The sequence below is a fragment of the Paenibacillus etheri genome, assembly GCF_001012825.1.
GTDB lineage: Bacteria > Bacillota > Bacilli > Paenibacillales > Paenibacillaceae > Paenibacillus_AQ > Paenibacillus_AQ etheri.
In genome coordinates this window covers 129,032-154,959 of record NZ_LCZJ02000023.1, presented here as the reverse complement: position 1 = coordinate 154,959, position 25,928 = coordinate 129,032, and the positions used below count along the sequence as shown (strand labels likewise).

Below are 25,928 nucleotides of genomic sequence, written 5' to 3'. Positions count from 1 at the left end.
ATAATGGTTACTTAGACACTTGCCTAGAACTTAAAATGTGTTTTCTTAATAGAATGTTGTGAAGTCCATGTTTATAGGGAGGTTCACAACAGATGGTAAAGAAAAAAGCTACTCTTAAGAAGAAAACATTATATTCTCAATATGCGCAGAGACATGTACATGAATTTGAAGGTAGTACGAAATTGGCTGAAGAAGGTGCAGATCGACATAACCATCGCTTTGCAGGTGTTACTGGGCAGGCGATTAGAGTAGGTAATAGCCATATTCATGAAATTGATCTTAGTAGAACTGATTTCGTTAACCATTTTCATAATCTTAAAAAGATAAGAACAGGCCCGGCTATTTCAGTAGGAAATGGCAAGCACGTACATTTTGTATCTGGCCAAACTACATTAAATGATGGTCATGTCCATCGATTCAATTTCGCAACATTGATTCAAGCTCCACTTGTTTAATGAATAAATCTGGTATGAAATGAAGCTCTCAAGGAATGAAAGAGCAAATTAAAAAAAGGCTGCCGGATGGCAGCCTTTTTCAACCTATCTAGGCATGTGAGGTTATGGGAAACACGAAATGTTTAGGTAGTTCTTTTAAAAGTGGACGCATAAATAACGTATCCTCACTCTGGGGAACTAATTCTGCCTCCATGTGATCTATTGCAAAATCTGGTGTGAAATAAAAATGTATAGCCTCCGTTTCAGGAGAAATAATGCTGTTCAATATCGCGTCGATATCCATGCTTGTAGCACTAATAATATCGAAAATATGAAGCTGATGATCTTCATGTTTAAAGATAATAACAACGTCAGCTTCTTCTATATAATAAAAGGAATCCCGGAAAGGAAGGATGAAATAAAACAGCAGCTGATGTTCATTGTTTACAACGCTGAGTATAGAGGACACCGGTAATCTTTCTTCAGCGAATTTCTTTATCATGGTGAAATCAACGGAGTTATTCATAGATAAGGGCCGCACTGAGTAGGTTTTAGATGTTTGAGTTCTAAGATGAGAAGCGTTAAGCGAAAAGCTGCTTTCTTGCATGCGTTCAAATCCGAATTTAGGATAAAAGTCTAAAGCACTGTCGTTTGCAAATAAGTAGATGAAGTCACATTCATGCTCGTACTTAGTGATAATATGATCTATTAACCTTCGGGATAATCCTTGCATGCGATAATCAGGATGTGTCATTACGGTGCCAATTTGAATGGCATTATACTCTTTTTGATTTAAAACAATGTTCATTTTGTTTATGGACGCATTTGCGATCACATGGTCCTCGTCGATATAGGAATAACAAATATACTTGTCATTCCAGCCCCCTTGTTCAATCCAAGGTGTGAAATCAATTCCAAAGATCATTTTGGCTAGAGTATTGAAGCTCTCTCTATATTTTGGGAGATGTTTATAGTCGCTGATCAATTGGTAATCACTCATTAGTAAGCCTCATTTACAATGTATTTTTTCATAGTTACGTTTAATGGTTATATCTTACTACACCGTTATAAAGTAATGTTCATTTAAAATAAACATTACCGATATTATTTGGAGGCTAGAATATGAGAGAAATAGATTATAGTAATTATTACTGGAAGGACGAGAAAATCAAATTGCGATCTATACAAGAAGGGGATTGGGAAGGCTATTACACGAATCGTTTCGATACTCCAGCACGGAGACTCTTACAATGTGCAGTTGAACTGCCACCCACCATTGCCGAAGCCAAAAATTTTGCGGAGACTTACGCTGAGTTCTCATCGAATAGACTAATGTTTACGATCGAAGATTTGCATGGTGAAAACGTTGGAGGCGTAAATCTGAATAGCATTGACGAGAAAAACGGTACGTTCAGTATAGGCGTGCAAGTGGATAAAGATCATCGAGGTAAAGGATATGGAACGAGAGCTATAACTATCCTCTTAAAGTATGCTTTTTTCGAGCGACGACTAAATAAATTCAATGAATGTGCGCTTGAAGGTAACGAAGGTTCTATAGCGATGTTAAAGAAAGTCGGCTGTGTGCAAGAGGGCATTCGGCGCAAAGTCATCTACACGAATGGGCGATATTATGATTTGATATTGTTCGGATTGACGAAGGATGAATTTATGGAGAAGAATTAATTAGTAAATATAGAACAGAGTTAATCCTCCCATTGTATGGGAGTTTTTTTGGTTTTCCTTACTATATTAAATATATAAATTGTAAGTTTATATTCAATTATTTGAGTTGTATTTTTAATTGTAGATATTTGGAAAACGTTTTCGTATTGAATGATTGGTGAGTGCTCTTAAAAAGCAGAGTTCATCAACTACATTCTCAGGAATTAGCTCTGCGCAGCGGCTTGCAGTAGGTGAAGTTGCTGCTGTTATCAGCTTTATGGGTGACCAACTTCGATTTGCGAATTCGGGATATGCTATACAATCTTTTATTCCTCCACAAGCAGGATGGGAGATAGGTGCAGTGTCTATCTTGAAAGGTGGAAACAACGTGACTGCTGCTAAGCACCTGGTAGATTTGTACTGTCAACAGATGCTCAGACCGATTATATGAAATCCGCATTTTCCTTTCCTGTGATGCCGAATATTAAGATCCATCCGCTATTGTCTTCTGTTAAGCTAGAAAAATTAATGATTACGTATCGGTTCGATATCGCTGCTGCGAACCGAGAGGAATTACTCGCTAAATGTCACACGGCGAATAAACGCTAAGGTATTGTTCACTCATTATTCAGCGGCCATCGAGAACTTTATGGTTAAGTTCTCGATGGCTGTTATTATTACTCAAGAAAACCAACTTTCATCATATGAAAAATTCACAATAGAAAAACACAAAAAAGCAACTCTATCTAGTAACTTTCGTTGAGTTCATCATCGATCTCTATTAAATTTCTACACAAATCAGAAAAAGTGAACCCCTACCATATTTCAGGTTGTGAAAGTTAGAAAATAGTGCTTATACTAGAGTTATAGAAGGTAAGATTAACCAATAAGAATACAACATGAGGAGGGTTTAAATGGCGTTTATGATTGCTCAACGGGCTTTTATCAAGGTGTATCTTATAACGATGGTAGAACAACATCGCGGGTATGGATACCAAATGCTTGAGGATTTACGTCGAGATTTCAAGGCACATGGATATTCCCCTCCACAGAGCGAAATCTATCGCGCCTTGCATGAGCTGGTACAGCAAGGGATTTTATATCGTACTAAACAGCTAAAAGGGAATGACCCGAAGGTAGATTTTCAAGAAATCGTCTTATATCATTTTACTTCCGATGGAGAAGAGAAAGCGAAGCTATATAAGAAGCAGGTGAAGACTGATCTTGATCGCTGCTTAGGTATTTTAAACAAAGCAGTTACGGATAACTTCTAGAACTGGAACTTTAGTTATATTTTCAGGATGCTCTCACCCTGTTATAATGGTTACTGCCGGATAATTGCAGTATATACTTGGAGGTAACAAATGATGGATGAACATATGAAACGTCGATTGGACAAACAACGTAAGCTATTCAGCCAACTAGGCATCACATTAGATGCTCTAACCATACATGAAAAAGAATTCAGTATGAAGCTTCGTGGTTACGATGCAGAGGAAGTGGATACATTTTTAGATAGCGTAATCAAGGATTACGAGCGTTTTTATGCGACGATCGCTGATCTGATGGATAAATGGCAAGAACAGCAGCTAGAGATGCGAGAATTAAAGTCAGAGACCAAAGCCACAGAGGTTATTCAGGTCCCAGTACTTCGAGGCATCGATCCAAAGGAATTAGAAGAGGTCATTCTAAAACTGGAGACCAATGTTCGTCAGCTTAAAGAAAAGCTTCCCCAAATCGAAAGCTATTTATAACTCCTGAATTTTGAGTTCAAGAGCTGCGCTTGACATTTATAAATTTACCATTGACGAGTTAGCAGTTCATGATTTATGATATGTTCATAAATGATCATTTATATTTTAGTGGCGTGTTACCGTTAAGGGCATGAGCCAAGGATTGTCTTCATCTCGATGAGACATTTCTTGGCTTTTTTTGTTCCTAATTGACGATAATATGGGAAAGGAGTGATGAGCTTGTCGCGGGAGATCGAGCAATTTCAAGTACAACGTGTGATTGGGAACAACGTTGTAATGGTTCAGGGAAGCAAGAACGGCAAGGAATATGTCATCATCGGTAAAGGCATTGGTTTTGCTGTGAAAGGTTCAGGTGTGATTGAAGGAAACGATCCTCGTATTGAGAAATTGTTTCGTCTAGAAGACCGCGAATCCTGGAGTCAGTATCAAATTTTGCTGGAAGACATAGATCCCAAAGTGATGAAGATAACTGATGAAATAATTGCTGATATCCAAAGTCAATTTCCTGACAAATTAAACGACAAGATTTATTTGGCACTCCCGAGCCACATTCAATTCACCATTTACCGTCTGCGCAACGGGATGGATATTATTAATCCTTTTTTACAAGAAACTAAGATGTCTTTTCCGAAGGAATTTGATATCGCTTACAAAGCATCAGAGAAGATCAATGCTGAATTTCAGGTGCAAATTCCCGAAGACGAGGTTGGATTTCTAACTTATCATGTGTACTCCGCAGTTAACAATGTATCGGTGGGTCAGTTAGTAAAAGCATCTAATATTGTAAGTGAACTTCTGGACATGATACAGCAAGAACGGAATATAACTTTTGAGCATGGCAGTATGAATCATATTCGATTAATGATCCATTTACGGTTTTCGCTGGAACGTATTTTGAAGGGATCACTAATAGATAATCCTTTTGTGAAACATATTAAGAAGGAATACAAAGAGGAATACAAGTTATCTCAAAAGCTTGGCAAAGTGATGCAAAGATCACTTGGTGTAGAAATCCCGGAAGAAGAGCTGTGTTTCCTGGCGATGCATTTACACCGATTATTTCAGACTTTAGTGAAACAAAACTAACATCTTTAGAGGAGTGGAGCATATGTTTTCCAAATGGAAATCAAAAAAAGAAGAGAAACATACTGGACATACAATCGAAATCATGGCACCAATCAGCGGAGAGGCAGTTTCATTAACAGAGGTTCCGGATGAAACCTTTGCTGGTGGTCATATGGGTAGCGGAGTTGCAATCAGACCTTCCGAGGGGATCCTAAAAGCTCCTTTTGATGGCACGGTTGCTCATATCGTGAAATCGAGTCATGCAGTTATTCTGGAACATTCCTCCGGTGTGCAATTGCTGTTACATATCGGAATCGATACTGTCAGTCTTAAGGGCAACGGATTTGTTAGTCATATTGCCTCTGGAGATCAAGTGAAGGCAGGTCAAACCTTAATCGAATTTGATCTGGATGTTATCCGCGCAGCAGGCTGTGACACAATTTCACCTGTAATCGTGACTAGTACGGAGGAAACACCACCTCAAGTGAACGGACATTATGGTCAGGTTACAGCAGGGCAGGATCTGATTCTAACAGTGGCTTCAAAGTAATAGGCTGATACAGCATTACTACTATTGAATCGAAAGGATGATATTGTTATGTTGGCTTTTCTACAAAAATTAGGTAAGTCGCTTATGCTTCCAGTTGCTACTATGCCAGCGGCAGCTATTCTTCAAGGGTTTGGATTGCTTGACTATGAAAAAGATTTGCATCTAGGATCAGCAGTCGGAGGGTTCCTGAACCAATATTTTGCTCCATTTCTAAACGCTGGTGCGGGTGCTATCTTCGGAAACCTTGCCTTGATCTTTGCAGTAGGGGTTGCCATTGGATTTGCCAAGGACGCCGTAGCAGCCTTGTCAGCAGTAATTGCATACTTGGTACTGGATAAGATTCTGATTGCCGTACCCCTTCAGTTCTCTTTTATTGATGATGCTGTAAAGTTGAATATGGGTGTGCTTGGGGGGATATTTGCCGGTGCTTGGGCAGCATTTCTATATAAGAAATATCACAATATAAAGATGCCAGATTGGCTTGGGTTCTTCGCAGGTAAACGTTTTGTTCCAATCATTACCGCAGCTTCCACGATGGTCCTTGCAGTATTAATTGGGATGATCTGGAGTCCTGTACAAGATGTGATTAGTGATTTCGGAAACTGGGTTGTATCCCTAGGTGCGGTTGGAGCGTTCATCTTTGGTACAGCTAACCGCTTATTGATTCCGATTGGGCTTCACCACGTGCTTAATACGATTGCTTGGTTCCAAATTGGTGACTTTACGAATGCAGCTGGTGAATTGGTACACGGTGACTTGTATCGTTTCTTCGCTGGAGACAAAACTGCTGGGATGTTTATGACAGGCTTCTTCCCAATCATGATGTTTGCGCTTCCAGGTGCAGCACTTGCATTTATTCATACAGCTAAACCCGAAAAACGTAAATTGGTTGCTTCCATCTTCATCGGTTCTGCCATCGCTTCTTTCTTAACAGGGATCACAGAACCCCTTGAGTTCTCCTTTATGTTCTTGGCACCAGTGTTGTACTTAGTGCATGCTTTACTTACTGGTTTCTCTATGGCGTTAATGTACATTCTAGATGTTAAGCTTGGTTTCGGCTTCTCCGCTGGTTTAATTGACTACCTAGTGAACATGAAGCTATCCACCAATGCATGGATTCTTATCCCTGTAGGTCTGTGCTTCTTCGTTCTGTACTACGTGTTATTCCGCTTTATCATTACGAAGTTCAAGCTTAAGACCCCAGGTCGTGAAGATGATGATGATGATGCGCTTGTAGCACCAACTGGAGGTAACGGAACAGGTTCAGCTGTTTCTTCCAAAGCTGCTCAAATTCTTGAGCACATCGGCGGACCTTCAAACATCGAAAATATCGATGCTTGTATTACACGCCTACGTCTTATCGTTAAAGACGACAAAGCTGTTAAAGATTCCGCACTGAAGCAACTCGGCGCTTCAGGTGTGATGAGACTTGGTCAAGGCGCTGTACAGATCGTATTTGGTCCGAAATCGGAGCAATACAAAGAGGAAATCGAGAAGTTACTATAACTTTACGTACTCCGTTAAATTTATTAGCAAGGGCTAGTCCGCATACTAGCCCTTGTTTTTTTTGTGTTATCAGAGGGATAAAGTGTTGCAATATATACAATGCCTAGTATAATACTTGGTATAACCATACAAAGGAGTCGGTACATTTGTCAGTCGACGATTATCTGGACCTTTTAAATTATGCCAAAGCAATTAACGATGGACAGTGGCAGGCTGACATCATAGAGAGCTTAAAGAATCTTAACACTGTATCGGAAGAACCTAAGGTTCAAGAGGAAAGTGTGATAGAATTATGGTCACAGTTTGATTCCATTAACATATTGATCATGAAGTTGTTTGAGAAGTTGCGTAAAAATGAAGAATCAGATGAAGTTTTACATTGGAAAGAACAGCTGCTGGAGCTTAAATTGGAGCGGAGTATTTTGTCCAAGAAGATTCTTAACCGATATATTCGAATTCGATGATTGGATCAAAATAGATAGGTAATACAAATAATGAAGACAGTTACCTTGTTAATTAGGAGCTGTCTTTTTGTATGTTTTACGATGGGTTATGATAATTATGAAGAATCCTGATACAAAAATGTGCTGACAGTCGTCTTACTTATAGCTGCAGCTGATAAGGAGGATTTACACGATGGAAATTCCGGAATCTGAAATTTTTAAAACAATATTTTATGAACATTATCCTGTTGTCCGCCGAAAGCTTGCCGCTTTGGTACGCGATGAATCGGCAGCGGATGATTTAGCTCAAGAAGTTTTTCTGAGATTGTACCGTAATCCACCAGATGATCCAGCAGCGCTGGGTGCCTGGCTTCATAGAGTCCTTACTCGTATTGGATATGATTATTTGGACAAAAAAGCGAGGGAACGGCGACTGCAGAATAAACAAGAGCAGCTTTATGATGCTAGTGAATCTCCCCCTTCAGGTGAAGAAATCATAATCAGTAAGCTAGATCAGGAAGATGTGCACATCTGGTTGAATGAATTGCCTGAAAGAGACAGACAAGCGCTTCTTCTTCGCTACTCAGGGTACAGTTATGTGGAAATCGCGGGAGAGCTTGGAGTAAGACCTCCAGTAGTAGGAACCTTGCTCCACCGAGCGACAGAGAAATTAAGACAAAATGCAACGAAGGCGATACCCCAGACTAAGTAGACTTCTTTCGAGGAGAAGTTAAAAAGTAATCTTTAAAATCAGGAGGTACAATAATGAATAACTATTCAGGAAAGCAAGATAAAGATAAGCAAAGTACAGACGAAGCCTGGGCCAAGCTGCAGAGTAAGTTAGAGAATGAGCCTTATAATCCTCAATGGGCAAAATGGGATCAAAATACGGAGGTCCATACTGAGGATTATGTTAACTTAAGTCAGCCAGTAAATGTAGAGAACGTTGAATCAGAGTCAACACCAACTGTAGTACAGGACATTCTTGTTACTACCCATGATAAGAAAGTACAACGTCCGCGGGGTGTACGTATGAGTCGTGGCCGGAAGCTGGGAGTGATAGCCGCAAGTGTAGCTGTCTTTGCAGTCATACTCGCAACTCCAATAGGAAACACAGCAATGGCATCTATTCTGAATCAGTTCAGGATGGAACAGGTTACGGTTGTTCACGAGAGTGATCTTCGTAATATTTTCTCACAAGTAGCTGAAGACGGTGAACTTAATCGATCAATTAATCAATTTGGTGAATTTACGAACACTAACGGTGCTTACATTGGTGAGTTGCCTGCGGATCAACTGAAGACTACCCTTGGGTATCCAGCGAAAATCGCTGCTTTAGAGGAAGGACAGGATACAGTGACGGTGAGCGCTTCACAAGATATCACACTTAATTTGAAAGTGGATGAAGTGAATAAAGCTCTGAAAAAAATGGGAGCAGAGCATTTGCTGCCCGAATCGATTGACGGTAAACCGATTACGCTTCATATCCCAGAAATGGTGAATTACAATCTCTCATCAGACGAAACGCACTGGGCAAGTCTGTCACAGATGAATACACCAGTACTTAACATTGATCCTTCTATTAAAGTGGAAGAAGCTTTGGAAGCTGTAGTTAATTTTCCGCTGCTGCCAGATTATTTGAAGACTAGCTTAATGCAAAGCCGGGTCTTATCCGGAGAAATCCCAATGCCGTTAATCGCTGGAGAAAATACGGAACAAATAACTGTAGGCGACACGTTAGTTATTGTTGATAATTATGAATACAGCCGCGGTACTGTATATCAAGCTACGTGGATTCAGAATGGACAGCTATTCAATTTGTCAGGTGAGCTCTATTCGAGTAAAGAGAAGCTTATGACCAAGGTTCAGGAGCTGATTGAATCATGAGTACTGCAGCAATAGAAGCCAAGTCCCTAACTAAAGAATATGATAACGGGCGCGGTTGTCGAGATGTAAGTATTACTGTAGGGAAAGGGGAAGCCTTTGGCTTCCTCGGCCCTAACGGTGCAGGTAAAAGCACCTTTGTAAAAATGCTTGTAGGTCTTATTCATCCATCAAGTGGCACTGGAACTCTGTTCGGGCATAAGATTGGTTCGCTAGAAGCTAAATCGCTAATCGGTTATTTACCCGAATTGTATCGATATCAGGAATGGCTGACGGGTGAGGAAGTTGTAAGACTACATGCACGACTATGCGGAATGCAGTGTTCTGTAGCAGATCAGCGAATTCCACAACTACTTGATGAAGTTGGAATTGGTAAGCGTGGTCGTGACCGAGTGAAGCATTATTCTAAGGGAATGCAGCAAAGACTGGGATTGGCTTGTGCACTTCTAAATGAACCGGCTATCATGTTTTTGGATGAGCCTTCATCGGCACTAGATCCAATCGGACGTCAGGAAGTCCGGCGTATATTACAGAAACTAAAAGAAAAAGGGGTTACGATATTTCTAAATTCTCATTTGTTAGAGGATGTTGAAGTGCTTTGCGACCGAATGGCGCTACTGAATAACGGAGTTATTCTCCGGCATGGTAAAGTGTCCGAGGTATTAAACAAGCGTATGAGCTGGCGTTTTAAAGTAGGCGGCTATGCGCCTATTTTATTGTCGTGGCTAAATGATCAGACAGGCTTGCAGATCCGGGTGTCTTCCCATACCGAAGAGTCCATAGACAGTAGTACGGTTTGGCTGGAAGCGGAGCTGGAAAGTGAAGAGCAGGTGGGTTGGCTTAATACGTTAATGGTAGAACAGGGAATGACCTTGTATGAGGTTTCGCGTCAGCAAGAACGCTTGGAAGAGTGGTTTATGAATGCTGTATCAGGACTAAACCACAGGGGTGAACAGGAATGAGAATTATAATGGGGATGACCTGGAAGGAATTGCTGCGAAAAAGAGTAATGGTGCTGACATTAATTATGACAGCGGTCTTTCTTATTGGGTTTTGGTTTATTGCGGGTACGATTGGCCAAAATACGTCTCATGGATCAAGTATTTCTAGCGGAGAAGAACTCCTTATTCGTTTTGCTAATGGTGTATTTATTTTAACGTTTGGATTTTTCTTCGGAGCCTTTGTAATTGCTTTTTTAGCTATTTTCAGTTCATTCTCCGCCATTTCAGGTGAGGCAGAGCAGGGAGTGATGCAAGCCTTGCTCCCAAGGCCAATTCCACGCTGGAAATGGTATACCGGTCGCTGGCTTGGTTATGTAACACTGGGAATAGGTTATGCTCTGATTTTATTTATTTCTATATTGCTAATTACGCAAGCCCATGCCGCAATCCCAAGAGATGGATTAGCGTTATTCAAATCATTCCTGCTCTTTTCTTCCATCGTTCCGTTGCTAATAACTATTTCTATGCTGGGTTCAGGATTCTTCTCGGCTCTTGGGAATGGGGTCTTTATGACGATGTTATATGGAGCTGGGTGGCTAGGAGGAATGATTGACAAGGTAAGTAGCTCTTTGCTATCTGGTACTGAAGCGCTCAAAACTCTAAATAATATGACGGGTATAATGTCGTTACTTATGCCTGTAGATGGGTTACAGCGCAGAATGACTGCTGAACTGTTTAGCATTAACGAAATGAATGGGATGTTTAATGCTTCCAATAATTTATTTGAGTTAGTTAACTTCAACTCAGTCCCATCCAATACATTTATCATATATGCAATCTTCTATACGCTATTGGCGTTCTTAATCGGATTATATCGTTTTCAACGGAAGGATTTATAGACATTCTCAATATATCGAACAACTTAAAATGCCCTTTTTGTTACCGGATACGGAACAAAAAGGGCTCTTCAAGTTAGCGTAAGCTGGATTAATTTGTAACACCAAGCTCAATCCAGTCCGTAGACCAATTTCCAATTTCACCAAGTATAGGAGCCAAGGCTGTGCCTTTTGGAGTAAGGGAGTACTCGATGCGTACTGGCATTTCTGGGTATACGGTTCGTTCAATAATGCCTTCGATTTCCATTTCCTTCAATCGGTCAGATAACACTTTACCGCTTAGATTGGATAAACAGCTTTCAATTTCGCCAAAACGACGCGGACCTGGCATAAGCACGAAAACGATCAGCGCGACCCAACGTTTACTTAGCAAGTCAACCGCTTTTTCAAAGCGAGGACACATGTTGAAATTATTCATAATATCACCTCGACATTCATTATATCATAAACTTACATAAAGTAATTATAAATATTTAAAGATATAATATAACTTGACGAAGTTATATTACAATGATAAACTTACTTACAAATAGTTACTTATATTTTAACTAATATTCGATCCTTAAGTTTAGCTACAGCTAAGCATCGATGGACATTGAGGAAGGTGTACCCATGATTAAACCAGATATTATTTCTATCCTACAAAATAAAATTACTCGGATTCCTTTAGAAAACAGTACAAATATATTGGTTGGACCGATTACTTTACCCGTGAATTTAGACGGAGAGACCATTACTTTTAAATGGTACAACTGGCTGAACACTACGGACGCAGAGCTTCTTGGTGATAGCAGTGAAGCAACCGCCGTTTTGATTTCCAAGTTACCATCCATGAGCCTTGCAGATGGACAGCAATCCAGTGTGTTAGTATATGGTGATTTCGAGGGTTCAGATGAAGCCTTGATTCGGATGCACAGCATTTGCCATACCGGCGATATTTTTGGCAGCAAACGTTGTGATTGTGGCTTCCAACTGCATCAGTCCATGAAAATGATCGTAGAACATGGTTCAGGTGCATTATTCTATCTTGCTAACCATGAAGGTAGAGGTATTGGACTGTTTAGCAAATCTTTAGCGTATCTTTTACAAGAAGAAGGATACGATACAGTTGAGGCTAATTTAGAGCTGGGTTTTACTGATGATTCAAGAAATTATGAAGAAGCGATTAGCGTACTACAGCAATTACGTCATAAACCAGTCACGTTGATTACGAATAATCCGAAGAAATTGGAAGCTCTTAAGGCTGCAGGCATGAATGCTGTAAAAAGAGTAGCGCTGTGGGGAGATGTATCTTCTTTTAACGAGAAATACTTACGCACCAAAGTGGCTCGTTCAGGACATTTAGAGGCAGTGAAAGAGGCGAATCCAATTGTAGGAAGACTGGCTAAGTAAAAATTGAGGTAGTGCTTTTACACTTCTTCTATTATAATGGGTTACTGGAACCCAACTTTATGCTTAGTGAGGTACAATATGACTGCTATTCAAGTACAAGACTTACGCAAAACATTTAAAGTACAAAAAAACCGCGAAGGTCTCAAAGGGGCCTTCGCTGATTTGTTTAAAAGGGAGTATACAGAAGTAACTGCTGTGAAGGATATTTCCTTTTCCATTCCCGAAGGTGAGATTTGTGGTTATATCGGCGAGAACGGTGCTGGGAAATCAACTACGATCAAAATGCTCACGGGTATTCTCGTACCAACCTCAGGAAATCTTACGGTGGGTGGTTATGTTCCTTATTTGGAGCGCGAGAAATTCGTGAAAAATATCGGCGTGGTGTTCGGGCAACGCAGCCAGCTATGGTGGGACATCGGGGTCATTGAATCCTTCCAGCTGCTGCGCAAGGTATACCGGGTATCTGAACAAGACTTCAAGAAACGGCTGGATGAATTGGTCGAGCGATTGCAGTTGCAAGAACTTCTGAATCGTCCTGTCCGTAAGCTCAGTCTAGGTCAGCGGATGCGTTGTGAATTAGTCGCAGCATTACTTCACAACCCTTCGATAGTATTTCTGGACGAGCCAACCATTGGCTTAGATATTGTGGTGAAATCAGAGATTCGTGAATTCCTTAAAGATATGAACCGTGAGCATGGGACAACCATACTGCTGACTACACATGACCTGCAAGATATTGAGGCGCTTTGCTCGCGGGTGATTATGCTTGACGATGGCCGAATTATTTATGACGGCGGACTGGAAGATCTGAAGCAGCGTTGGGGAACCGGACGTGAAGTTCAATTTCAATTCGGAAATGCAACGAAACGTCAACAACTTGAGCTATGGACAGAAGGGATGTCAGTTACTTGGTCTGCGGAGAATGATCTTGGGGCATCCGTCTGGATTCCGTTAGAATTAAATGTCTCCGATGTGTTAGGAAGAGTAGTAGGAAAAGCAGATATTACTGATATCAAAATCATTGAGACGAATACGGACGATATTGTTCGAAGTATTTATCAATCCGGGTCTGCGGATAAACCAGAGAAACAAGCTGCCGCTCTAAAGGATGAAAGAGAGGCTTTACATGTCTGATAAGCTTAATGCTGCAACAGCTATGTCTTCGTCCTCAGGAGGGTCGTCTTCAGGTGGTCCTCCGGAGAATAGTCGTAGATTACTATTTGGGGCGTACTTAGATTTTATACGCATCCGGTTCCTTACCATGCTTGCTTATCGGATCAACTATTACTCAGGTATTCTTATCTATTCACTGAATATCGGAGTTAACTATTTCACATGGATGGCGATCTATGGAAATGGGGATTCGCTGGGTGGATTTACCGCAACGCAAATGACTTCCTATGTTGCTGTTTCTTGGATGGCTCGTGCGTTTTATTTTAATAATCTAGATCGTGAGATCTCTACGGATATAAGAGACGGAAGTATCGCTATCCAGTTTATAAGGCCCTATAACTATGTCTTAGTCAAAATGATGCAAGGGTTCGGAGAGGGTATGTTCCGTTTCCTTTTATTTATGATTCCTGGTATGGCTATTGCGATGTTATTGTTCCCAGTTCAATTACCAACAGCACCATCTGCTTGGGCGGGTTTTCTTGTAATGCTCTTTTTCAGCTTCTTGATTAATTCACAGATCAATATTATTACTGGGCTCTCGGCTTTCTTTGTTGAGAATAATGAGGGCATGATGCGTATGAAGCGGGTAATTGTTGATCTGTTCTCCGGTCTGATCGTGCCGATCAGTCTGTTTCCTGACTGGCTATCTTCTATACTTAAGGTGCTGCCGTTTCAGGCGATTACTTACTTGCCAGGTTCTGTATTTACGGGGCGGGTGCAAGGGGTTGGGATTTGGAATGTACTGGGGATACAGATCGTTTGGTTCCTTGCATTATTGATTCCAATTGTCTGGTTATATCATGCGGCGCGGCAGCGTCTCTTCGTGCAGGGAGGTTGAGGAAACGTGTATTACCTTGGATTAATAATTGAATACATCAAGAACTATATGAAGACCCGGCTCACCTATCGCGCAGATTTTTGGGTAGAGGTCATATCAGATTTACTCTTCCAGGCTACCAACTTTATCTTTATTCTGGTGATCTTCATGCATACGGATAGCCTAGGCGGCTGGAATCAGAATGAAGTAGTGTTCGTCTACGGATTCTTTATGGTGCCTTTTGGGGTGTTTAGTTGTTTTGTGAATCTGTGGGGATTTAGTGAGCGTTACATCGTCAAAGGTGAGATGGACCGCATTTTGACACGTCCGGCGCATAATCTGTTCCAGATCTTTTTGGAAAATGTTGATCCACCAGCGCTTATGGGCTCATTCATAGGTATTATTATTATGGCCATCAGTGGCAGCAATTTGGGTCTTCCCTTTGAATGGTGGACGATACCGGCACTAATTATTCTTACGTTAAGTGCGGTTGCTATTTATACGGGGATTTATACGACATTGACTTCATTGTCTTTCTATTCAGATGCTCCAACAGGTATTCTTCCGCTAATGTACAACATTCAGACCTATGGCCGTTATCCGGTAACGATCTACAATCGTGCTATTCAGGTGCTACTTACTTGGATCATCCCGTTTGCATTCGTCGGAGTCTATCCGGCAGCGCTCTTTCTGCAGCGTGATGAGATGACCAGCCTTGCGCTGATGACACCAGTTGTAGGTGCGATATTCCTTGGGATTGGTCTGTTAGCTTGGAGCTATGGCGTTAGAAGATACAAGGGAGCAGGGTCTTAAGTTAAACTAGTGCCTTGTTATGTTGGAAAGGCTACCTTCGGGTAGTCTTTTTTTTCACTCGGAATTCATGAATATGCTAAAATCATTAATAACTACAATGGGGAGGGATTCATAGATGAATGTGTTAGATATTTTACCAGAACCCGTAAACTTAAAAAAACTTTTGAAAATACTTTCTTCTCTAAATATTATCCTATGTCCAGAGGAATGGCTTCGCTATCATAGTTTTGATTCTGAATTCGATAAGAATGTTTCCTTAGCATCGATCGATAATGGATCAGGTGATGATTTGTTTATTATTTTTGCACCTCAAGGAACGATACTTAAAGGATTTGATCATGAGTCAGAAGTAAGTCCATACGCGCGCGACGAACATGAAGTTTGGCCAGGAATCTATGAAGAAGTCCCAACCTCACTATTGTCTTTTCTTGAAGATGAGTCGATAGTTAAGGATGATGTTACTTTTTGTTTTTGGCGTGAAAATAATGACTTGACGTGGCAGAAGGGGAAGGTAGAGATTCCAGCGGGGGCAGAAGATGGTTCGGACTTTTTGCTAGGAACTATTTTCCGCACAGCAGAGGAATTTGTGGAGTTTGCCGAAGGTTATTTTGAACTCACACTCCCCTTAGAGGTTGTTGTACAAGTTTATGAGGGTGCAGCCATTACAAAAGAGATGATCAAAGCGTTAAATCCTGATGGTGACGTAGAGAAAATCCTTCAGGAGTTAGAGGGATTAGACTGCTAAGTGATTATTAATTTTGAACAAAAGGAGGCCCTTAATGGAGCTTCACATGGATAAGGTGAGTACTGATGTTGCTATAGATATATTAAGCTGGCGATAGGATCAACCTTATGATTTTTACAACAATGAACAAACTCCCGAAGCCATAAGTGAAATGCTTGCAGAGTTTACAGGGCAGGGAAATGGGACTCGATTTTTCACAGCTGTTCTAAGCCAAAACGATAAAATGTTTGGGATAATCTCAAAACGTCTGACAGTGGCAAAGTTTAATGATAGAGCAATACGCTTGTATGAAAAAATGGGATTTAGCCGGGAAGCTGAATTTGTTAAAGGAAGTACGGAATTTATTATTATGATTAAAATTGAGGCTTGATATTGAACCATTCTATTTTTAATCAGATTACATTCCGATTATAGGCGGGTGAAGATCGTTCAATAAATAAAGGGCTGCCTATAGGCAGCCCTTTATTTATTGAACGGAAGTATTTCTTAATAAGGAGCGAAAATAGGAAATAAAAAAAGAATAATTTCTCTTTATCGAAGTTTTATTTACATATATTATTTTACTAAGATATGAGGGATGAAATCTGTACATAATTCAAACGATCTTAATAACTTTCAAAACTATTTTGTGAGTGGGAGTTTAATGAATGATGTTTTTCAAAGAGGGGAGTTCGTTTTATGTTTGGAATCATGGCAATTTCCGCCCTGTCTTTTCTTCTAGTGGCGATGTTTACGCCGCTGTTGATCTGGACGCTGCACAGGCTGAGACTAACGCAGCCGATTCGCTCCGAGCTACCAGCGGATCATCAGGCCAAACGTGGTACACCGCTTATGGCAGGATTGATCCTGCTAATTGGCATAGCGATTTCGATGCAGTTTCATCCCGGACCTCTTATGTTGGTCTTATGCTTTACGTTTTTGATGTTCAGCTCGGTCGGGTTTCTGGATGATTTCAAAAAGGCCTTCTGGCAAAATCCGTCCGGCATAACCGGTCGTTCAAAGTTAGTGCTTCAATTTATTTTTACTGGAATCATTTTGTATGTGTTGTTCCAATCGTTCGGTCTGACGAGCGATATCGAGTTATTTCAAGGATACTATTTGCAATTGCCTATGTACCTTTATGTCGGAATCATTTTGCTGTTTGTGGTCGGCTCCGCAAATGCCATTAATTTTACCGACGGTCTTGATGGGCTACTGATTAATGTGGCCATTCCAACATATTTTTTCTTTTTTATGATTTCGGACAAACCTGAAGTGCAGACATTTTCACTTGTCATGATCGGCTGTCTGCTTGGGCTTTTCCTTTACAATATTTATCCGGCAAGAGCGTTTATGGGCGATACAGGATCACTGGCGATCGGTGGCTCCCTTTCCATTTTGGCTGTCATTGAGAAGGTCGAGCTTTTGATTCCGATTTTGTTTTTCGTCTATTTTGCGGAGCAGTTGTCGGTTATTTTGCAAGTTTGGTACTATAAACGGACTAAGCTGCGGCTGTTCCGGATGGCTCCGATCCATTACCATTTCAGCTTAAAATATGGATGGAGCGAAAACAAAATCGTGATCATATTCGGTTTCATTTCGTGGGTATCCGTACTGATTTGCTGGTTAATTTGGAAATATCTCATGCACTAAATAAATTTTACATTTACAAATCTATAAAAGTAGATATAATAAAATGCATGGAACCTTTAGTTATATTTAAAGCTTTGTCTAACGAGACACGTAGTCAGATTATGATGTGGTTAAAAACTCCGGAGGAATTTTTTGATGAGAAGCCTTATTTACAACAAGGCCTAAGTTTTCGAACTGGTATATGCGTGGGAGATATTCAAGCTAAAGCGGGACTTGCACAGTCTGTTATCTCGAGTTATTTGTTGACAATGCAAAAAGCTGGTTTGTTGGAATCTGAGCGAATTGGGAAGTGGACGTACTATCGTCGGAACGAAAAGACAATTCAGGAATTTTCCGAGTATATCAAACAGAAACTTTAGAAGAGAGGAGGGAAGATTTTTTTTGAGAGAACATATCTACAAATCTAAATATGTAATTATGAGTGGAGGATTATTTTAAAAATGAAAAAGGTTAACCCGTTGCTTATTATTATTCTGGCTTTAGGTGTATTTGGTATTATCACTACGGAAATGGGGATTATAGGTGTTCTACCGCAGATAACTCAGAAATTTAATATCTCGACTTCTCAGACGGGATGGCTTGTAAGTATATTTGCATTAGTCGTTGCCATTTCAGGTCCATTTCTGACATTACTGGCTTCTGGAATTAATCGTAAAATAATTTTATTAACCGCTGTGCTTATTTTTGCAATTTCAAATGTTGTTTATGCTTATACGACCATGTTTGAAGTAATGCTGATTTTCCGTATTATTCCAGCTATTTTTCATCCCGTCTTTTTTTCAGTTGCTCTTGTGACCGCTGCCCAACTTGTCCCACCAGAAAAGAGCACCAAAGCAGTTACAAAGGTTTTCGCCGGAATCACAGTCGGGTTTGCCTTTGGTGTGCCGTTGACTTCATTTCTCGCGGACAAAATATCATTAGAAGTCGCTTTTCTGTTTGGGGCTGCTGTAAGTATAATTGCTTTTTTAGGGATACTCGCTTGGCTCCCTTCCATGCCTGTTAAAGAAAAAATGTCTTACGGTAAGCAACTTGGTATATTACGCAAACCTCATTTATGGTTAAATATTGTGACAGTTATTTTTATCTTTGCAGCTATGTTTTCTGTGTATAGTTACTTTGCTGAGTATCTTGGTCAAGTAACAAATATGAATGGATCATGGATTAGCATCATGTTGATGGCCTTTGGTATAATCATGATTTTTGGGAATTTTTTATTTGGGAGCCTTTTGCATAAAGGGATTACAAAGACCGTGATCATGTTTCCTCTGCTATATGCGGTAACTTACTTATTCGTTTATTATCTTGGTTCTTATTTCATTCCGATGGTTGTTATCATCCTCATTTGGGGAGTAGTGCATTCAGGCGGGCTCATTGTCAGTCAAGCATGGTTAACGACTGAGGCGAAAGAGGCTCCCGAATTTGGTAACAGCTTGTTTATTTCATTCTCTAATCTTGGGATAACTATAGGGACTTCTATCGGTGGTTGGTTTATTTCTCGCTCAGGTATACATGAACTCATTTGGATTGGAATTATGTTTTCTCTGCTTGCTTTCTTAATGATCATAGTCAAAATAAAAATCTCTAAATTAAACGTAGCAGATGCTAAGCTGAATGGTTAACGGAGATTGAATTTATTAAAATAGCGATAGCCAAGTATCTATTTCTCCGGTACAAAGCTGTCGCTTTTTTCTATTATTGAGGACGACAGACTTGTGTTTTTAAGTGTTTTGATTTATTTTAATTAGACCCCATGAAGCTATTACATAGGTATAAGAAAGAGGTTTATCCATGAATGAAAAGTATCTATTAAAAATCTGCTTAGCTATCATCCTTCTACTAGGAACGGCTACCGGCTGCACCATTGCCGAGCAGTCTACTCCAGATCAAGTTCCATCAATAACAACGAGTTCTACTCCTAAATCTGATGCAAACACAAAGAATACAGAAGAGGACAACAGAAGATTATTAGATGCTAAGGTAACACGGGTAGTTGATGGAGACACCATGAAGCTGACTATCGACGGTAAAAAAGAAACGGTGCGCCTGCTACTAGTCGATACTCCAGAATCAGTAAATCCGAACATCCCTGAACCACAACCATTTGCTATAGAAGCCTCTAACTTCGCCAAAAAGATGCTTACAGATAAAGATGTGCAAATTGAACTTGATGTATCAGAACGGGATAAATATGGTCGCCTACTCTGTTACCTCTATATTGATGGAAAGATGTTTAATGAGATACTTCTTGAGCAGGGTTATGCACGTGTAGCCTATGTATTTGCACCTAACACAAAGTACGTAGATCAATTTAGAGCTATTCAAGATAAGGCAAGAGAGCAGGGCATCGGCATCTGGAGTATTGAAAATTACGCACAAGACAAAGGGTTTCATGTTCCTAAGTCTTCAGCAGCTCCTAAGCCAGTACGTTAATAGATTTCTTAGAAGGTAAACATATACAAGCAAGAACACACTAACTGATGGTTAGTATATGTATAAGGAATTACAGAAGTGAATTTGAATTTTGGATGGTTTTGGTATAAGCATGTATAAAAAATATCCCGTTAACCTTAACTGGTCGACGGGGTATTTTTTTAATTTAACTAATTTAGAAATGAAATTAAGTTCAGGGAGACCTTTAAAAGAAAGAATGTCCTCCAGCTCTATCATACGTATGATAATGGGCTTGATAGATCCCTTGCTTATGTGATCAGTCTACAGAGCGTTTAAGTCGTTAGTGGATTTTAGGAATATTATGATGTTTATTAGAACATTATCCTTCTTACCTAAAGGTTTAACAATAGATAGAAATACCTAACACGAAATATATACTATTCTATTTATCTTCGGTTGATTCGACATTTGTTCTCGGGGGAGGCGTTACCAATGTGCATGATAGAATTCGACTGCTGTATGGCGATGAATACGGCGTGACGATCACTAGTGAGTTAGGGAGGGACACGGATGAAAATTACGCTGCCGCTGATCGAAATCGAGTAAAATGACAAAAAAATTACAAAAATCAAAAAAATATACAATATCTAGGTAATGCTTTATTCATAAAAGCAATAAAATGACAAATCTGCACAAAGAAAGTACTAAAGATAGCAAATGATCGAGTGCTACAATGTTATCAGATATTCTGGTAAGCGATTGCAGTAAATGCGACGTGTCGGAGAGTACGTCAAGGTCGCCGATGTAGAGACCACTAAGAGCATTATGACTGACGAAACGTTTAACCCAGCAATTGATTTCTGCTTTAGCCAGATATATCAATACTTATGCGATTTTTATGTTGCAAAAGTTGAGTGATACATTTAAAGGTGAGGTGCAGTAATGAATAAAATTGAATTTGAAAAAGCTTTAAATTTGACGCAAAACGCTAAATTATGGGTTGATCTCTATGGTGAAAATATTGTAGAGAAAAACAAACAACGTTATGTAACAGCTATCGAAAAATTCACAAAAAGATTCCATCATGAGGATTTCGAAGTCTTTAGCGCTCCTGGTCGTGTAGAGATTGGTGGCAATCACACAGATCATAACGGTGGAAAAATACTGGCAGGCAGCATTAATCTTGATTGTATCGGTATTGCCACAAAAACAAAACAAAATTATGTATCTATTGTCAGTGAAAATTATCAGCTAGACTTCTCAATTAATATTGATGATCTGAGTAGTGAGCATGAAGGTAGTACCATTGATTTGCTTAAAGGCCTTTTAGCTGGATTTAAAGAAACTGGTAAAAACTTGGGTGGTTTCGATGTATATGTTACCAGCAATGTTCTTTCTGCCGCTGGCGTTAGCTCATCCGCTTCATTTGAAATGCTGATTTGTTCAATATTAGATCACTTTTTTAATGAAAACCGGTTGAGTAAAACTGAATATGCAATGGTCGGCAAATATGCCGAAAATCATTTCTGGAATAAAGATTCTGGTCTGTTAGATCAGATGGCTTGTGCAGTTGGCGGGATTATCAATATTGATTTTCAAAATGAAGATAATCCAGCAATTAAGAATATAAATTTTGATTTTAATAAAGTTGGTTATGAAATTATTATTGTAAATACAGGTAAAGGCCATGCTGATCTAAGTGAAGAATACTCTTCTGTACCAAAAGAAATGAAACAAGTAGCTACTTATTTTGGAAAGAGTGTGCTTGCAGAGCTGAAGTTAGAGGATATCATTTCTAACCTTAAATCTCTGCGTAATCAAGTAAGCGATCGTGCTATTCTTCGGGCAATACATTTTTTCAATGAAAATACAGTGGTCGAAAAACAGATAGAATCTCTGGAAAGTGGTAATTTCAATGAATTTTTAACTCTAGTATCAGCCTCTGGAAATTCCTCTTGGAAATTACTCCAAAATTGTTATTCAATGTCCAATATCACAGAGCAAGTTATACCCATTGCGTTAGAACTTACCCAACAATTTATTTCGAAGATAGGAAAAGGTGCAACAAGGGTTCATGGTGGGGGGTTTGCCGGTGTTATTATGGCGATAATTCCAAAAGAAAACACCAAAGACTACATTGAATATATAGAGGCTAATTTCTTAGAAAATTCAACCTATTCCATTACCATTCGTCCTTATGGAGCTGTGAAAATCACTGGTTTAATGAGAGCAGATAATTACTAGTGAACTTACTTAAATCATCAACGGATCGTAAAATCACGATAGATGAAAATAAATCTGGAAGCTCTAACCTAGGCACAACGCCTGTGCCTAGGTTAATCGTTTCATTGGCTATACCAGCTATTGCAGCTCAAATTATTAATGCATTATATAACATTGTAGACCGAATATATATCGGTATGATACCTGGAGTAGGCGATATGGCTATGACAGGAGTAGGTGTTAGCTTCCCCATTATTATTCTCGTATCTGCATTTGCACAATTAATAGGTTCTGGCGGTGCGCCTCTGGCATCCATAGAGCTTGGTAAAGGAAGTAAAGATCGTGCTGAAGCTATTCTTGGAAGTAGTGCTGCCTCTTTATTTATGATATCAATTCTCCTCTCCATAGTTTTGCAAACAACTAAGAACCCGATACTCATGCTCTTCGGTGCAAGTGAGATAACAATTGAATATGCTGACCAATATCTATTTATATATCTTCTAGGCACCATATTCGTTCAATTTTCATTAGGCCTAAATAGTTTTATTTCTTCACAAGGGAAAATCAAAATAGCAATGTTATCTGTTTTAATTGGGGCAATCCTCAATATTATTTTAGACCCTATTTTTATATTTACACTAAATTTAGGTGTTAAGGGTGCGGCTCTTGCAACGGTTATTTCTCAAGCAGCAAGTGCTCTATGGATTATTCGTTATCTTTTATCTCACAAAAGTGCTGTTCGTTTGAAAAAGAAGTATATCAAGTTTGATAAAAAAGTGATTCTTCCCATTTTGGCGCTAGGTGTTTCCCCTTTTATTATGCAACTTACTGAATGCCTTATTAATATCATTTTTAATTCAGGGCTACAAAAATATGGAGGTGATTATTATGTAGGAGCAATGACGATTATTACAAGTGTAATGCAATTGATATATATTTTTTGCAACGGAATCACACAAGGAGTCCAACCTGTTATCAGTTATAATTACGGAGCGAAAAATTATATTAGGGTCAAAACAGCATATCGGCTAGGGTTTGCTTTGCATATTATTATTGGATCTTTAATTGTAGCTATCATAATGTTATTTCCATCTTTTTTCGCATCACTTTTTACAGATAATTTTGAAATGATAAATATTGTTACATATATGATGCCCATATTTGTTTGTGGGTGGGGGATTTTTGGCATTCAGTCAGGCGTTCAATGTACTCTTGTAGGACTCGGTCAAGCAAAAACATCCCTTTTTTTGGCCTGTTTGAGAAAGATCATACTTTTGATACCACTAGCAATAATACTACCAAGTTTTTTGGGTGTAATAGGCATATTTTTAGCAGAACCTATATCTGATATCATTTCCGCAATTACAGCCGGTTTCATATTTAAGAGAAAGATAAAACAAGTACTAGGTACTATATAACACTAGCGTTGTATTAATGTCCTCCGAATCGATGTGTGAATACAAAAGGAGTATAAGTGTATGGTAACCAAACCGTTAGTTAGCGTTGTTGTGGCTGTTTATAATATGCAGGACACCTTAGACAAATGTATTCAATCCCTAATCTGCCAAACGTTAAAACAAATAGAGATCATTCTAGTTGATGACGGATCTATAGATTCTTCCGGGAAAATATGTGATAAGTACGCAAGGGAAGATACTCGCATACGCGTTATTCATCAGAAAAATAGCGGATTGCCTATGTCTAGGCTGGCAGGTTTGAATGTAGCGAGCGGAGAGTTTCTTAATTACATTGATGCTGATGACTGGTGCGAACCAAATATGATGGAATTATTGTATAATGCAGCCACGAAGAACAATGCTGATATCGTATTTTGTTCCGCCTATCGTCACAGAAATGATGGTATAGCCAGAATTTGCAATTTGCCAATTGATGAAGGTTTATATACAAAAAATGATATACATGATTGTTATATATTACCGTTATATGGAGACTTGAAGACAGATATTCTTATAACAACGGGTTATGTATGGTGCAGTTTTTTTAGAAGAAGCATACTTAGAAACATCAAATTTTATAAGGATATTTGCATGCATGAAGATGAAATTATCGTCATACAGGCACTGTCCCGGGCTAAATCTATATATGTTATTGCCGATCCATTGTACAACTACAATCGGTTAGCTCCTAACTCGCTGAGCAAACGGACCATATACTGGGAAAATTACTGGGAAAATATTATTGATGTGTATGAAGCTAAAAGGGAGTTTTCCTGTAATTTTTTCACTGACGATAGTGAATATATGGATAGACTAACAACCTATTTGTATCTCAAATTTTTTAGATCCATTCGTAATGAAACACATTATACAAACCCAGCAGGCATTTGGGGTGGGTTGAAAAATGTATACAAACTAAAGTCGAAAAAATACTTATTTAAAAACAAAAAGTATATCGTGAAGAGCGAGTTCTCACCAGTTGAAAGAACATTAATCAGACTTACAAACTGCAGACTCTATTTTTTAGTTTACTTCTATTATCTTATTAAATGTAACAGGATGCGCACTTATGTTGAAAAAACTAAGAATTAATGGTTTATTAGTACTTTTCAGTCAAGGGGGAAGGTGGATGTGTGAGGGAGAAACATGCAAGAAAACATAAATTTATTTCAATATGCGCTATTTTAATTATGGTTACTTTGGCTGCTTCCGTCTTTATAACTCCCTCGTCAAATGGAAAAGTAACTATAAACATCGGGTATCAAAGTATAACTGCTCAGACCTGGGGGGCACTAATTATTAAACAGCAACAATTATTTGAAAGAAAATTAAAGGTCAGATACCCATATATAGATTTTAATATACAATGGCATGACGAGGTTTCAGGCTCTGTTATTAACAACAACATGTTGGCTCATAAATACCAAATCGGATATATGGGTGACATGCCCAGCATCATAAATCTATATAATGGCTACTTACACGAAGAGTATAACTCCAGACTGCTCGCTATAGATGGAAAGGGGTTAGGTGGAAAAAACCAAAGTATACTTGTCAGTCAAGATTCAGGAATAAACGATATTCATGACTTGGTGGGTAGAACCGTATCAGTACCGATAGCGTCAAGTACTCATAAAATGCTATTAGATATACTCTCTCAAAATGATTTGCTAGATAAAGTAGAGATCATCAATCAAGATATACCAACGGCTTACAATATGATCACAACAGGTAAAATTCAGGCATTGGCCGCATGGGAGCCATATCCATCTTATTTGATGCAAAATGACCAAATGATTAAATTGATTGATGGAGAAGTGACAGGAAATGATTATTTGGCAGGTATTATGATTGATGACGACTGGGCGAAAACAAACAGTGAGTATACTTCAATATTTTTAAGTAGTATCAAAGAATCACATGAGTTTTTACGAAACTATCCAGATGAAAGCGTTAAAATCATCAGTCAAGAAAGCGGTTTTCCACCCGAAGTCATTGCTAACGTTTTAAAAAATATTGACTGGGAGATGGAGATGACCTCTTCAAATAGAGATACGCTAAAAAAAAATTATCAATTTTTATATGAATTAGGATTACTAAAAGATTTCCCGGTTGAAGCCTATTTGAATACCGTGAAGGAGAAAAATTGA

General features: G+C 39.1%; 30 protein-coding genes and 1 pseudogene. 29 read left to right on the top strand and 2 right to left on the bottom strand.

Annotation, left to right across the window (positions count from 1 at the left end; translation table 11 throughout):
• The first annotated feature begins 92 nt into the window (after positions 1–92).
• On the top strand, positions 93–455 hold the full coding sequence (locus UQ64_RS13955) for a YmaF family protein (protein ID WP_060624061.1): 363 nt from the start codon (positions 93–95) through the stop codon (positions 453–455).
• Positions 456–543: 88 nt separating this feature from the next.
• Here UQ64_RS13955 and UQ64_RS13950 read toward each other — a convergent pair whose 3' ends face one another.
• On the bottom strand, positions 544–1,434 hold the full coding sequence (locus tag UQ64_RS13950) for a GNAT family N-acetyltransferase (RefSeq protein WP_060624060.1): 891 nt from the start codon (positions 1,432–1,434) through the stop codon (positions 544–546).
• 122 nt (positions 1,435–1,556) lie between these two features.
• On the opposite strand from UQ64_RS13950, the gene UQ64_RS13945 reads away from it, so the two are divergent.
• From UQ64_RS13945 to UQ64_RS13890, 13 genes are all read left to right on the top strand, one after another.
• Positions 1,557–2,117: a GNAT family N-acetyltransferase gene (locus UQ64_RS13945; RefSeq protein ID WP_060624059.1), complete on the top strand. Its 561-nt coding sequence runs from the start codon at positions 1,557–1,559 to the stop codon at positions 2,115–2,117.
• Positions 2,118–2,274: 157 nt separating this feature from the next.
• A complete protein-coding gene (locus UQ64_RS13940; RefSeq protein WP_156417551.1) occupies positions 2,275–2,547 on the top strand; it encodes a type 2 periplasmic-binding domain-containing protein in 273 nt (90 codons plus the stop codon).
• Entirely contained in the window at positions 2,544–2,705 is a 162-nt protein-coding gene (locus UQ64_RS31685) for a hypothetical protein (RefSeq protein WP_209445794.1), read from the top strand. The genes UQ64_RS13940 and UQ64_RS31685 overlap by 4 nt, the downstream gene beginning before the upstream one ends.
• A 305-nt stretch (positions 2,706–3,010) precedes the next feature.
• A complete protein-coding gene (locus UQ64_RS13935; protein WP_060624057.1) occupies positions 3,011–3,370 on the top strand; it encodes a replication termination protein in 360 nt (119 codons plus the stop codon).
• Positions 3,371–3,463: 93 nt separating this feature from the next.
• Complete coding sequence (locus UQ64_RS13930) at positions 3,464–3,850, top strand: DivIVA domain-containing protein (RefSeq protein WP_042187755.1); 387 nt, start codon at positions 3,464–3,466, stop codon at positions 3,848–3,850.
• A gap of 219 nt (positions 3,851–4,069) precedes the next feature.
• On the top strand, positions 4,070–4,936 hold the full coding sequence (locus UQ64_RS13925; RefSeq protein ID WP_425339595.1) for a PRD domain-containing protein: 867 nt from the start codon (positions 4,070–4,072) through the stop codon (positions 4,934–4,936).
• Positions 4,937–4,958: 22 nt separating this feature from the next.
• The gene (locus UQ64_RS13920) at positions 4,959–5,465 is read left to right on the top strand and encodes a PTS sugar transporter subunit IIA (RefSeq protein WP_042187759.1); all 507 of its coding nucleotides are present in this window, start codon (positions 4,959–4,961) and stop codon (positions 5,463–5,465) included.
• Between the two features lie 48 nt (positions 5,466–5,513).
• Complete coding sequence (gene nagE / locus UQ64_RS13915; RefSeq protein WP_060624055.1) at positions 5,514–6,971, top strand: N-acetylglucosamine-specific PTS transporter subunit IIBC; 1,458 nt, start codon at positions 5,514–5,516, stop codon at positions 6,969–6,971.
• A gap of 146 nt (positions 6,972–7,117) precedes the next feature.
• Positions 7,118–7,435, top strand: coding sequence for a hypothetical protein (locus tag UQ64_RS13910; RefSeq protein WP_060624054.1), 318 nt, complete (start codon positions 7,118–7,120; stop codon positions 7,433–7,435).
• A 172-nt stretch (positions 7,436–7,607) separates the two neighbouring features.
• A complete protein-coding gene (locus UQ64_RS13905; protein WP_060624053.1) occupies positions 7,608–8,126 on the top strand; it encodes a sigma-70 family RNA polymerase sigma factor in 519 nt (172 codons plus the stop codon).
• Between the two features lie 53 nt (positions 8,127–8,179).
• Positions 8,180–9,301: a hypothetical protein gene (locus UQ64_RS13900; RefSeq protein WP_060624052.1), complete on the top strand. Its 1,122-nt coding sequence runs from the start codon at positions 8,180–8,182 to the stop codon at positions 9,299–9,301.
• Entirely contained in the window at positions 9,298–10,260 is a 963-nt protein-coding gene (locus UQ64_RS13895) for an ABC transporter ATP-binding protein (protein WP_060624051.1), read from the top strand. Before UQ64_RS13900 ends, UQ64_RS13895 begins: the two co-directional genes overlap by 4 nt.
• Positions 10,257–11,138, top strand: coding sequence for an ABC transporter permease subunit (locus UQ64_RS13890; RefSeq protein WP_060624050.1), 882 nt, complete (start codon positions 10,257–10,259; stop codon positions 11,136–11,138). Before UQ64_RS13895 ends, UQ64_RS13890 begins: the two co-directional genes overlap by 4 nt.
• 88 nt (positions 11,139–11,226) lie before the next feature.
• Here the strand turns inward: UQ64_RS13890 and catR are convergent, their stop codons facing one another.
• Complete coding sequence (gene catR, locus UQ64_RS13885; RefSeq protein WP_060624049.1) at positions 11,227–11,553, bottom strand: catDE operon transcriptional regulator CatR; 327 nt, start codon at positions 11,551–11,553, stop codon at positions 11,227–11,229.
• 194 nt (positions 11,554–11,747) lie between these two features.
• Here catR and UQ64_RS13880 point away from each other — a divergent pair, with 194 nt between their 5' ends.
• From UQ64_RS13880 to UQ64_RS13815, 15 genes and pseudogenes are all read left to right on the top strand, one after another.
• Positions 11,748–12,527, top strand: coding sequence for a GTP cyclohydrolase II (locus UQ64_RS13880; RefSeq protein ID WP_060624048.1), 780 nt, complete (start codon positions 11,748–11,750; stop codon positions 12,525–12,527).
• A 78-nt stretch (positions 12,528–12,605) separates the two neighbouring features.
• A complete protein-coding gene (locus tag UQ64_RS13875) occupies positions 12,606–13,661 on the top strand; it encodes an ABC transporter ATP-binding protein (protein ID WP_060624047.1) in 1,056 nt (351 codons plus the stop codon).
• Between the two features lie 127 nt (positions 13,662–13,788).
• Positions 13,789–14,538 (top strand): ABC transporter permease, encoded by a 750-nt coding sequence (locus UQ64_RS13870; RefSeq protein WP_060624148.1) that lies wholly within the window; start codon positions 13,789–13,791, stop codon positions 14,536–14,538.
• Between the two features lie 48 nt (positions 14,539–14,586).
• Positions 14,587–15,330: an ABC transporter permease gene (locus UQ64_RS13865; protein ID WP_209445801.1), complete on the top strand. Its 744-nt coding sequence runs from the start codon at positions 14,587–14,589 to the stop codon at positions 15,328–15,330.
• Between the two features lie 115 nt (positions 15,331–15,445).
• Positions 15,446–16,075, top strand: coding sequence for a hypothetical protein (locus tag UQ64_RS13860; RefSeq protein ID WP_060624045.1), 630 nt, complete (start codon positions 15,446–15,448; stop codon positions 16,073–16,075).
• Between the two features lie 151 nt (positions 16,076–16,226).
• A complete protein-coding gene (locus tag UQ64_RS13855) occupies positions 16,227–16,445 on the top strand; it encodes a GNAT family N-acetyltransferase (protein WP_060624044.1) in 219 nt (72 codons plus the stop codon).
• A 308-nt stretch (positions 16,446–16,753) separates the two neighbouring features.
• Complete coding sequence (gene mraY, locus UQ64_RS13850; RefSeq protein ID WP_060624043.1) at positions 16,754–17,707, top strand: phospho-N-acetylmuramoyl-pentapeptide-transferase; 954 nt, start codon at positions 16,754–16,756, stop codon at positions 17,705–17,707.
• Positions 17,708–17,754: 47 nt separating this feature from the next.
• On the top strand, positions 17,755–18,066 hold the full coding sequence (locus UQ64_RS31680; RefSeq protein WP_060624147.1) for an ArsR/SmtB family transcription factor: 312 nt from the start codon (positions 17,755–17,757) through the stop codon (positions 18,064–18,066).
• A gap of 81 nt (positions 18,067–18,147) precedes the next feature.
• Positions 18,148–19,326, top strand: a complete 1,179-nt coding sequence (locus tag UQ64_RS13840; RefSeq protein ID WP_060624042.1) for an MFS transporter — start codon at positions 18,148–18,150, stop codon at positions 19,324–19,326.
• A 169-nt stretch (positions 19,327–19,495) separates the two neighbouring features.
• Entirely contained in the window at positions 19,496–20,137 is a 642-nt protein-coding gene (locus UQ64_RS13835) for a thermonuclease family protein (RefSeq protein ID WP_060624041.1), read from the top strand.
• Positions 20,138–20,574: 437 nt separating this feature from the next.
• Positions 20,575–20,704 (top strand): annotated as a pseudogene (locus UQ64_RS32880) (sensor histidine kinase); the annotation flags it as partial.
• A 336-nt stretch (positions 20,705–21,040) separates the two neighbouring features.
• On the top strand, positions 21,041–22,342 hold the full coding sequence (locus tag UQ64_RS13830) for a galactokinase (RefSeq protein ID WP_060624040.1): 1,302 nt from the start codon (positions 21,041–21,043) through the stop codon (positions 22,340–22,342).
• A complete protein-coding gene (locus UQ64_RS13825; protein ID WP_082651124.1) occupies positions 22,342–23,739 on the top strand; it encodes an MATE family efflux transporter in 1,398 nt (465 codons plus the stop codon). The genes UQ64_RS13830 and UQ64_RS13825 overlap by 1 nt, the downstream gene beginning before the upstream one ends.
• 60 nt (positions 23,740–23,799) lie before the next feature.
• The gene (locus UQ64_RS13820; protein ID WP_060624039.1) at positions 23,800–24,870 is read left to right on the top strand and encodes a glycosyltransferase family 2 protein; all 1,071 of its coding nucleotides are present in this window, start codon (positions 23,800–23,802) and stop codon (positions 24,868–24,870) included.
• A gap of 41 nt (positions 24,871–24,911) precedes the next feature.
• On the top strand, positions 24,912–25,928 hold the full coding sequence (locus UQ64_RS13815; protein WP_060624038.1) for an ABC transporter substrate-binding protein: 1,017 nt from the start codon (positions 24,912–24,914) through the stop codon (positions 25,926–25,928).